The organism is Pseudomonas sp. B19(2017) (genome assembly GCF_002113165.1).
Taxonomy (GTDB): Bacteria; Pseudomonadota; Gammaproteobacteria; order Pseudomonadales; family Pseudomonadaceae; genus Aquipseudomonas.
The window spans coordinates 197,842-208,486 of record NZ_NEJR01000010.1 but is presented as its reverse complement, the minus strand read 5'-3'; the positions used below and the strand labels follow the sequence as shown (position 1 = coordinate 208,486).

The 10,645-nt window shown below is 64.4% G+C and carries 6 protein-coding genes; all 6 read right to left on the bottom strand.

The genetic code is table 11. The annotated features are described in order from the left end of the window. Window positions 1-388 precede the first annotated feature (388 nt). The 6 genes from CAF70_RS15960 to CAF70_RS15935 all read right to left on the bottom strand — a co-directional run bounded on the left by CAF70_RS15960 (window position 389) and on the right by CAF70_RS15935 (window position 10,600). Window positions 389-1,162 (bottom strand): enoyl-CoA hydratase, encoded by a 774-nt coding sequence (locus CAF70_RS15960; RefSeq protein WP_046615913.1) that lies wholly within the window; start codon window positions 1,160-1,162, stop codon window positions 389-391. Between the two features lie 13 nt (window positions 1,163-1,175). Then, window positions 1,176-2,303 (bottom strand): acyl-CoA dehydrogenase, encoded by a 1,128-nt coding sequence (locus CAF70_RS15955; RefSeq protein WP_085625654.1) that lies wholly within the window; start codon window positions 2,301-2,303, stop codon window positions 1,176-1,178. Between the two features lie 8 nt (window positions 2,304-2,311). Continuing rightward, window positions 2,312-3,505, bottom strand: a complete 1,194-nt coding sequence (locus CAF70_RS15950; RefSeq protein WP_085625653.1) for an acetyl-CoA C-acyltransferase — start codon at window positions 3,503-3,505, stop codon at window positions 2,312-2,314. Window positions 3,506-3,516: 11 nt separating this feature from the next. Further along, the gene (locus CAF70_RS15945) at window positions 3,517-4,284 is read right to left on the bottom strand and encodes an SDR family NAD(P)-dependent oxidoreductase (protein WP_085625652.1); all 768 of its coding nucleotides are present in this window, start codon (window positions 4,282-4,284) and stop codon (window positions 3,517-3,519) included. Between the two features lie 13 nt (window positions 4,285-4,297). Then, window positions 4,298-5,944 (bottom strand): acyl-CoA synthetase, encoded by a 1,647-nt coding sequence (locus CAF70_RS15940; RefSeq protein WP_085625651.1) that lies wholly within the window; start codon window positions 5,942-5,944, stop codon window positions 4,298-4,300. 90 nt (window positions 5,945-6,034) lie between these two features. Next, window positions 6,035-10,600, bottom strand: a complete 4,566-nt coding sequence (locus CAF70_RS15935; RefSeq protein WP_158090319.1) for an NEL-type E3 ubiquitin ligase domain-containing protein — start codon at window positions 10,598-10,600, stop codon at window positions 6,035-6,037. Window positions 10,601-10,645 lie beyond the last annotated feature (45 nt).

The window sequence follows — 10,645 nt, the reverse complement described above, 5'->3', positions numbered from 1 at the left end:
CGAGCGTTTCGGCGAGCGCAACGGCCTGAATCTTGAACTCATCGGTGTAGTTGCGGCGAGTGGTTGGGTACATGGCAACCTCCAAGATAGCGATGTAAGTATCGCTTCTTGGCGTCCGTTGTCACGGGGCAGGCCCACCAAAAACCGTCGGCTCCCATCATCCGGCCCCTACGCTGCGCTCCGGGGTTCCCTCGCTACGGGCCTGCTCCCGGGAGTACGCGCTGCAGGCCCCATCCATGGGGCCTCAGCGCTTGACGGGCATCCATGCCCGTCACCTCCCTCCGCAGTCCCTTCGCTCGGCCTCCTGAAGTCGCAATCGGCGGCGCCTGAACTACCGTGCGCTTAGAAGCAAAAGCAACGGCAACGCCACCGGCAATACCGATTCCAATCAACGATCCTTGAACTGCGCCTCGCGCTTGGCAATGAACGCAGCCATCCCCTCTTTCTGGTCTTCGGTAGCAAACGCCGCATGGAACACACGCCGCTCAAAGCGCACCCCCTCGCTAAGGGTGACTTCGAACGCACGGTTGACGCTCTCCTTGACCATCATGCTCACCGGAATCGACTTGCTGGCAATGGTCGCGGCCACCTTCAGCGCCTCTTCCACCAGCTCTGCCTGCGGCACGATACGCGCCACCAGCCCGGCACGCTCAGCTTCCTCAGCCCCCATCAGGCGGCCGGTCAGGCACAGCTCCATGGCCTTGGCCTTGCCCACCGCGCGGGTCAGGCGCTGGGTGCCGCCCATGCCCGGCAGCACACCGAGGTTGATTTCCGGCTGGCCAAACCTGGCGTTGTCCGCCGCCAGGATGAAGTCACACATCATCGCCAGCTCGCAGCCGCCGCCCAGGGCAAAACCGGACACCGCAGCGATGATCGGCTTGCGCCGGTTGGCAATGCGGTCGGCATCGCTGAACAAGTCGTCAACGTAGATTTGCGGATATTGCAGCTCAGCCATTTCCTTGATGTCGGCACCAGCGGCAAAGGCCTTGGCGGAACCGGTCAGCACCACGCAGCCGATGTTCGGATCGCGCTCAAGCTGGTCCAGGGCCTGGTTGATCTCACCGACGATCTGCGCGTTCAGCGCGTTCAGCGCCTGCGGGCGGTTGAGGGTGATCAGGCCGACCTTGCCGTGGATGTCCAACAGGATGGTTTCGAATGCCATGCAGACTGCTCCTTCAAAGATTGCGCGCAATGACCATGCGCTGAATGTCGCTGGTGCCTTCGTAGATCTGGCAAACCCGAACGTCGCGGTAGATCCGCTCCAGCGGGAAGTCCCTCAGATAGCCATAACCGCCCAGGGTCTGCAAGGCATCCGAACAGACCTTTTCGGCCATTTCCGAGGCAAACAGCTTGGCCATCGATGCTTCCACTAGCGCCGGGCGCCCGGCATCGCGCAGCGCGGCGGCGTGCAGCACCATCTGCCGGGCCACGGCAATCTTCGTCGCCATGTCGGCCAGGCGGAAGGCCACCGCCTGGTGCTCGATCAGCGCCTTGCCGAAGCTCTGCCGCTCGTTGGCGTAGTCACGCGCCACTTCGAACGCCGCACGGGCCATGCCCACTGCCTGCGAGGCGATACCGATACGGCCGCCTTCGAGGTTGGCCAGGGCGATCTTGTAGCCTTCGCCTTCGGCACCCAGGCGGTTGGCCACCGGCACGCGTACATTGTCGAATACGATCTGGCAGGTATCGGAGGCGTGCTGGCCGAGCTTGTCCTCGACCCGCGCCACCTGGTAGCCCGGCGAATCGGTGGGCACGATGAAGGCGCTGATGCCGCGCTTGCCCGCGTCCGGGTCGGTCACGGCGAACACGATCACCACCCCGGCGTTCTGCCCGGAGGTGATGAACTGCTTGCTGCCATTGAGTACGTAGTGGTCACCCTCCAGACGTGCACGGGCCTTCAGGCTGCTGGCATCGGAGCCGGCCTGCGGTTCGGTCAGGGCAAAGGCACCGAGCATCGCGCCGCTGGCCAGCGGGGTGAGGAACTGTTCTTTCTGCTGCTCGCTGCCAAAGCGCAGGATCGGCACACAGCCCACCGAGTTGTGCACGCTCATGATGGTCGAGCAGGCGCCGTCACCGGCGGCGATTTCCTCCAGGGCCATGGCATAGGCCACGTAGCCGGTGTCGCTGCCACCCCACTGCTCCGGCACCAGCATGCCGAACAGGCCCAGTTCGGCCATCTCCTCGATGGCCTCCTTCGGGAAGCGGTGTTCCTTGTCCCATTGTTCGGCAAACGGCTTCAGGCGTTCCTGGGCAAAGGCGCGTACCGCGTCGGCGATTTGTTGTTGCTCGTCAGTTACCAGCATGGTTCACCTCAGTACAGGCATTCGACAGCCATGGCCGTGGCCTCGCCACCGCCGATGCAGATGGCCGCGACACCACGGCGCAGGTTGTTCTGGCGCAGGGCCGACAGCAGGGTCACCAGGATGCGCGCGCCCGAAGCGCCAATCGGGTGGCCGAGAGCACAGGCGCCGCCATGGATATTGACCTTGTCGTGTGGCAGGTCGAGGTGCTTCATGGCCGCCAGGGTGACCACGGCAAAGGCCTCGTTGATCTCGAACAGGTCGACCTCGGCCAGGCTCCAGCCGGTGCGTTTCATCAGCTTGTCGATGGCACCGATCGGCGCGGTCGGGAACAGCGCCGGGGTGTCGGCGAAGGCGGCGTGGCCGTGGATCACCGCCAGCGGCTTGAGGCCGCGCTTGTCGGCTTCGGAGCGGCGCATCAGCACCAGCGCCGCAGCGCCGTCGGAGATCGAGCTGGAGTTGGCGGCGGTTACCGTGCCGCCTTCGCGGAAGGCCGGCTTGAGCTGCGGGATCTTGTCCAGGCGCGCCTTGGGCGGCTGCTCGTCGTCCTTGATGACGCGCTTTTCCTTCCCTTCGGTGACTTCCACCGGCACGATTTCGGCAGCAAAGCGGCCACTTGTGATCGCCTCCTGGGCACGGGTCAGCGAGGCGATGGCGAACTGGTCCTGGGCTTCGCGGCTAAAGGCGTTGGCCTGGGCGCAGTCTTCGGCGAAGGTGCCCATCAGGCGGCCTTTGTCGTAGGCATCCTCCAGGCCGTCCATGAACATGTGGTCGATGACCCTGCCGTGGCCCATGCGGTAGCCGCCACGGGCCTTGTCCAGCAGGTACGGCGCGTTGGTCATGCTTTCCATGCCACCGGCCACCACCACATCGGCGGTGCCGGCCAGCAGCAGGTCATGGGCCATGATCGCCGCCTGCATGCCCGAACCGCACATCTTGTTCAGGGTGGTGCAGGTGGTGTGCTTGTCCAGCCCGGCACCCAGCGCGGCCTGGCGCGCCGGCGCCTGGCCCTGGCCGGCCGGCAGCACGCAGCCGAACAGCACCTGCTCGACACTGGCAGCATCGATGCCGGCGCGCTCCACAGCGCCACGGATGGCCGCACTGCCCAGTTGCGGGGCAGTCAGGCTTTTCAGGTCGCCCTGCAGGCCACCCATGGGCGTGCGCACGGCGCTGACGATAACGATCGGGTCGTTGGCGAGGGTCATGTTCGCTCTCCTTATTTGGCAGCCATGCGCAGTGCACCGTCGAGGCGGATCACCTCGCCGTTGAGCATGCTGTTCTCGATGATGTGGCGGGCCAGCGAGGCATACTCCTGCGGGCGGCCCAGGCGCGGCGGGAACGGCACGCCGGCGGCCAGCGAGGCGCGTACTTCCTCGGTCATGCCGGCCATCATCGGCGTTTCGAAGATGCCCGGGGCGATGGTCATCACACGGATGCCGAAGCGCGCCAGTTCGCGGGCGGTCGGCAGGGTCAGGCTGGCAATGGCGCCCTTGGAAGCAGCGTAGGCCGCCTGGCCTATCTGCCCGTCATAGGCAGCGATGGAGGCGGTGTTGATGATGACCCCGCGCTCGCCCCCCTCATCGGCAGGCCCTTCGGCCATGGCCGCAGCGGCCAGGCGCAGCAGGTTGAAACTGCCGATCAGGTTTACGTTGATGACCTTGGCGAAGCTGGCCAGGCCGTGCGGCCCCTGTTTGCCCAGCACTTTCTCGGCACCAACGATGCCGGCGCAGTTGACCAGCCCGTGCAGGCTGCCAAAGGTGCTGACAGCCGCATCCACCGCCGCCTGGGCGGCCTGCTCGTCGCTGATGTCGGCCACCGCGAAGCGGGCATTGTCACCCAGTTCGCGTGCCTTGGCCTCGACGGCCTGGGCATTGAGGTCGACCAGCATGACCTTGGCGCCGGCCTCGACCAGCATCTGTGCGGTAGCAGCACCCAGCCCGGAGGCGGCGCCGCTGACGATGAAGTGTTTGTTGGCTATTTGCATGATCGGTTTCCTTTCAGGCGCTGGCAGGGGTGGCCTGTTGCGCTTGTTGTTTGGCGACTTCCTGGTTGCGCAGGATGAAGCGTTGCAGCTTGCCGCTCGGGGTCTTGGGCAGCTCGCTGACGAATTCGATTTCCCGTGGGTAAGCATGGGCATACAGGCGCTGGCGCACGTGCTGGCGCAAGGCCTCTTCAAGCTCGGCGCTGCCCTGGTAACCGCTGGCCAATATCACGAAAGCCTTGATCAGCTCGGTGCGCTCCGGGTCTGGCTTGCCGATCACCGCCGCTTCGACCACCGCCGGGTGCTCGATCAGTGCGCTCTCCACGTCGAACGGGCCGACACGGTAGCCGGAGGTGGTGATCACATCGTCGCTGCGGCCGACGAAGCTGATGCTGCCGTCCTGGTTCAGCTCGACGGTGTCGCCGCTGAGGTAATACTTGCCGACGAAGGCTTTGGTCGGCAGGCCGTGGTAGCCCTCGAACCAGCACAGCGGCGACTGCTCGCGATCGACCGCGAGGATGCCCGGCTGACCGGCGGGCAGTTCGTTGCCCTGCTCGTCCAGTACCACGATGCGGTGGCCAGGGATGGCGAAGCCGGCCGAGCCGAGGTGTACCGGATGCTGCAGGCCATGGTGGTTACACAGCACCATGCCCAGCTCGGTCTGCCCATAGTGGTCGTGAATGGTCACGCCCAGCTCATCGGCGAACCAGCGGATCACTTCCGGGTTGAGCGGCTCGCCGGCACTGCTGACCACCCGCAGGCGGCCCTTGATCGGCGCGGCGAAGTCATCCCCGGCGGCAATCAGCAGGCGGTACGCGGTAGGCGAGCCGGCCAGGTTGGTGATGCCCAGCTTGTCGATCACCCGCGCGCAGCTTTCAACGCTGAACGGGCCATCGTAGAAGGTGGTGGCATGGCCCAGCGACAACGGGCCGGTCACTGCGTAATACAGGCCATAGGCCCAACCCGGGTCGGCCAGGTTCCAGAAGTTGTCCTCGGGGCGCAGGTCGATGGCATCGCGCATGTAGCCCTGGAACGCGACGATGGCACGCAGCGGCACTTCCAGCGGTTTGGCCGGGCCGGTGGTGCCCGAGGTGAACATCAGCAGGAATGGATCGTTGCCAGCACGCATGACCGGTTCGCAGGTGCCTGTGGCAGCGTCCAGGCAATGCTGGAAGTCCAGCTCGCCACTGCGGGCCCCGACCGTGATCACGGTCGGGCAACCCTGCACCTCATCAAGCTTGGCACGGTTGTGGCGGTCGGTGACCACGACGCGGGCGCGAGATTGCTCCAGCCGATGCTCGATGGCCTTGGGGCCGAACGCGGTGAACAACGGCTGGTACACCGCGCCCAGGCGCCAGGTGGCGAGGATCGTCACCAGCAACTCAGGCGTACGTGGCATCAGCCCGGCGACCCGGTCGCCGGCCGCCACGCCTTGCTCCCTGAGCACACTGGCGAAACGGGCAGCCTGGGCCTGGAGCTGATCGAAGCTGTAGCGGGTGCTGTTGCCGTCCCGATCCACGTGGACCAGCGCCAGCTTGCCCTCGCCGGCATGGCGGTCACAGCATTCGATACAGGCATTGAGGGCATCGAGGTCGCCATGCAGCGCCGCAGCGGCGGCCTGGGCATGGTCGAACGCACGAGCGGCCTCGGCGTAATCGCGCATCGTCGGACTCCTGAATTGTTGTTGTTGGAGTTGAACCATCGTTGCGACGATGTTCGCGCCACGCCTACGTCCCGGCAATGGCCAAAGCTGTCAATCTGGATGACCGGTTTGGCCGCTCGGCTGTATCGCCTCTGGCGCCTGTGATGCCTGCATAGCCTCTTTGGTCAGTTTCAGCGCCAATTCGCCAAGGGCCTTGTCACGCGCCTTGTTGAAGTCCTCAGCCTCTCGAATGTACTGAGGATTGCCCAGACCGGGTGAGGTGTCGACAGGCGCCTGCCATTGGTTTTCCAGCGCCTCCCAACGCGCTTCGTATTCGCTTTCGACTTGGGCGAATGCGTCCTTGTGCAGTGCCCGCAGCGAATCGACCCAGAACTTGCGCGTGCTGACGAACAATGCCAGCTCATCAGTGGCTTCTGCGCTGATCACGGCGTTGTAGGCACGGTCGATATCGGCCTCGCTGACATCGGCAATACCCGCAAACAGCATGTGCTGCGGCTGGCCAAGGAGGTTCAGCCGTTCAGCCAGACCCACACGGTAGGCCAGGCTGACCTCCACTTCTTCCTCGTCTTTCGCACCCCGCTGCCATCGCCCGTCGGCATAACGAGCCATGTAGTCTGCCTCGGCCAGCGCTCGAACTTTTTCGACCCTGAACAGGCGCAGGGCAAGTAGCAGCCGCTCGCGCGCAGTGGCGGCAGGCTCCGCATTGTGTGTGAACGTCGAGACATGCATGGCTACCTCTAGCTGGCTGAAGCACGACGCGGCACTGTCGGCGCATGTGCGCGGGTCGTTCGCCAGGTCGAACAGATCCTGGCGCGTGCCTGTGTTCTTGCTCGCCGCACCGATCACTTGCCACACGCGACACCCTGTATCTTCACGGGCAGCACGGAAATCAGCGCTCTCTGTGTATTCGCCAAGCAGGTCGAAGAATGCATCGCTGCCCTGCTCGGCACGCAAGGCGTCCCACTGCGTTACGCCTACATCGCGATCTTCATCAGCCAGCGTGCCCAACCATTTTTCTCTGGACTGCACGATCGGCGGATTCTCGACGATGGGGAAGCCTGCATGGTGCAGTTGCTCGCGTATCGTCTCGACCAGCGGGTTACCTGAATACAAAAACGACAGCCGCTGCCGGACCGGCGCTTGCAACAGTGCCAGGGGCAAATCCGTGACCTGGTTGTTGCTGATGTCGACATACGTGAGGTCCTCGCAGCGCTCAAGGCCTTCAGGTACGGTGCGCAGGCCCGTGCGGCGCAGGTTGAGCGACTGCAGATGGGACAGATCCCCCATCGACAGCACGGTCGCTTCGATCAGATTGTCGCTCAGGTCCAGGCTGCGCAGTTCGGTCAAGCCGGCAATCACTCGCGCCTGGCCACTGGTAAAACGAACGCGATTGCCACAGAGGTTCAGTTCCTCGAGGTTGTTCAGCCGCCCGAGGCCGGCCGGCAACATGCGCAGGTTGTTGTAACTCAGGTCCAGCGCCCTCAGCCGCGGAAAATTTTGCAGAAAGCCTGGCGGCAACACTTCCAGTTGCAGGTTGCTCAAGGTCAGGTGAACGATGTGGGCGAAATCGGTATGGATGGGCAGCGTAGGCAACTCCCCCAAGGGCATCGGTGGCACGTGCAGCCGGGTGTTCCAGCCGGTATCACCCGGTAAGTAAACGCGCTCCCCCATCATCTGCCAGGCATGGCGGAACGTGTCGCTCACCCGCACCCGCCGCTCACGCTGCGATTCGTCGGCACGTCGGGTCCAGGCCTGCAGGCTCTCATCCAGACGGTCAAACTCCATCTCTTGCATCAACAGGCTGCTGTAGGGTGAAGAGGTGCGCTGGTACATCAGGTCCAGGTACTCCTCAACCTGCTCCTCGGGGAAAGTCGGATACAGGCTGCGCACGCGCTGACGCAGCGTGCATTCTGGCGACTCCAGGCATGAGAGCACCGGGCCCAACGGGTAGCCGACGCGGCCGTCTGCGAGGCGTTGCAGGGAAGCACCCAGCGGTCGCGCCTCGCGCCAGCCGAGCGAGGCCAGCAGCTTCGTACGCTTGCGCGGTAGCCAGCCCTGCACCTGGGCACGGATCTGCCCAGGCAGGTCTTCGCCAGCCAGGCCGAGCTTCTGCAGGTAAGCAGGCGCCAGCGTGGCGGCCAGCACCTCGAACAGTCCTCGCGGCTCGGCCACTTCCAGGTCATCGGGGAGCCCGCGCTCGCCGAAGAGCTGGAAGCCGCCATCCTTCCAGACCATGTCGAGCGTCTTGCGCTGATCACCGAATGCAGGACCCAAACGATCCACAACAGGCCCACTGGAGGAGCCCTCGCGCAGCACCAGATAGACCTGGTCGCGGGCAAGCCCCTGTTCCTGCAGCAGGGCAAAGACCAGGCTGACCAGGTCAGCACTGTAACTGCCGCGCAGATAAAGTGCTTCGCGCAGGCGTATCAGCCGGACCTCCTGCACCAGGGTGCGTGCCCGCAGCGCCAGGACCAGCGGCACTCGGTGGTTGCTGATCATGTTCAGGCGCATCGGCGCGGAGGCGTCCTTGAGGATGTCCAGTGCGTAAGCCTTGGGCAGCGACGGGAAAGCGCGCTGCAAGACTGCCAGCGCCGGGTCATCCGGGAGGTACTGCGCGGCGAAGTGTTCCAGCATCGGTTGGCGCAGGGCAGCTGCCTGGAAGGTGATGGCCTGCAATTGCTCATCGGCGGCCAGCGTTTGCACGCCCAGGTGCTCAGCGCACCAGAGCATCCGCTTGATGTAATCGGGGCCTTCAGCAGTTGGCATGAAGAAGGCTTCGTTACGCGCATGCGCGTCGAATCGCTCGAGGGTGTCACGCAATGCCACCGGCAACGGGCGACGATCGACCAGCAATTGGCGCAACGCGTTTTCATCGACATCGGCCACGTGCAGAATCTGCCCGACACGCTCGGCATCCAGCAACCTGGCCGCCGGCCACAGGCGCGTCAGCAACTGCTGCTCGCCCTGCCACTCCAATGGCCGATCAAAGCGCAACCACCAACCCCGCTCGCCATTGCCAAGCAACGGCGGCCCGTAGGTTCCGGGGCCATTTTCGTGCAGCAGGCGCCAGGTACCGCGAGCGTCCTGGCGCACGCGAAAGAAGCTTCCATCGCTGTGCCACCATTGACCTTGCGGGCTATTGAACAGACCGTCGTCACGCTCGCTCAGGCCAGCATCAGTGGGCACCTGGCAATAACCGGACAGGTCGTTGCGCCACAGCCGTTGGCTCGCCTTTTCAGTGGTTACCGGCTCCAGCGATTCAACAAAGGCGTTCCGGGCCGTATGCACGCCCAGCGACACCGCACCCAACAGGGCGACGGAGTTGATGACCTCCAGCAGATGCCCCATGGCCTCGTGCTGATGGCCCTGTGACCAGTCGCTGACGCCTTCGTAGACTTCGCCCAGCAGTTGCCGGGTCATGTCGGCCAGCAACAAGGCGCCGACCACCGGCACGAACAAGCCCGCCAGGCTGACCACTGCCAGGCCTACGCTTTTCAGCCTGGCCAGGTGCTCGGCCGTCGCGGCGCGGTCTGCCAATGCAGTGGGGACTGCCAGAAAGCGTGCGTCATCCTTCAGCCGCTGCACGTGCCTGTCGGCCAGATCGGCGAAAATATTGCCGCTGATCGACAACCGTTTCGGCTGCAGGTCAGGCTTGGCATCACCGGCCCGGGTAGCCAGCAACGCCAGGTAGCTCGCACGCTCGCTCAAGGCGATACGGCGGGCCAAGGCTTGCTTGAATGTCGAGTCACCCAGCGCCTCGACCAGCGCCAGGTTCACTGCGCTCCAGTCGGCGAAACGGCGCAACGGTCGCGTACTGAATGCGGGGAGGTAAAGGATCACCGCTTTCAGGCTATTGGGTGGGCCAGCGGGAAAATCCGACTGCCGTCGCGGCGGCTCGCGCAGCTCGAAGGCAACGGCCCCGTCCACCCGGCAATCCAGTATCTGCAAGCCTTTACCCGCGGCCGTCCAACCTTGGGCATGTTGCGCGTGCTTGCCTTGGGCCAGCTCGCGCAACAGCTTCACATCGCTATCATCCAGCTGCCCTTTCAATGCCGCCAATTCGACAGCCGAGGCGAGCTCATGGCGCTTGTCTGCGGCCAGGGCGGTGGCGAACGCCGGATTCAAGACCTGCTCCAGGTGTGCCTGGTAAGCAGCGCCGACATCCTGCTCGCGGCTCAGCTGGGCAAGCGCGGCGACATCGTCGGTCAGAGTCTGGGCGGGCTGTTGCTCGGTCGGCGCGTCCCTGAGTACAACCGTCTCGCTGTCGAACGACTCATTGGCCTTGAAGTTCTGCAGAAGCTTTTGCAGCAACGGTTCGTCCGCGAAGCGGGTCTCGAAGTCCGGCGGAAGCAAGCCTGGAATAGGCTCGAAGGGTCTGTGCGTGATCCGCGTGCGCTGCTCCCGCCACACCGCCGTATCCAGATCTACCGACACACCCAGCTTCGCTGCGATGGCTGGCTGCAGCCGATCCTTGGCAAAGCGGTCCAGTGGCAGCAGTTGCTTGTACAACGCAGCCAGCTGCCGCTGGCTGTCAAGGTGGGCACGCAAGACCTTGACCTGCGCCTGGCTGGCTCCCTTCAGCCAGCCGGGCAGGTTCTTGACGATGAAATCGTTGGCGGGATACTGATACTGGGGGTAATTCCTGGCATGGCGCACAAGCTGCATCCTGTGATTTTGACGGGATACAAGCTTGTTCGCCCA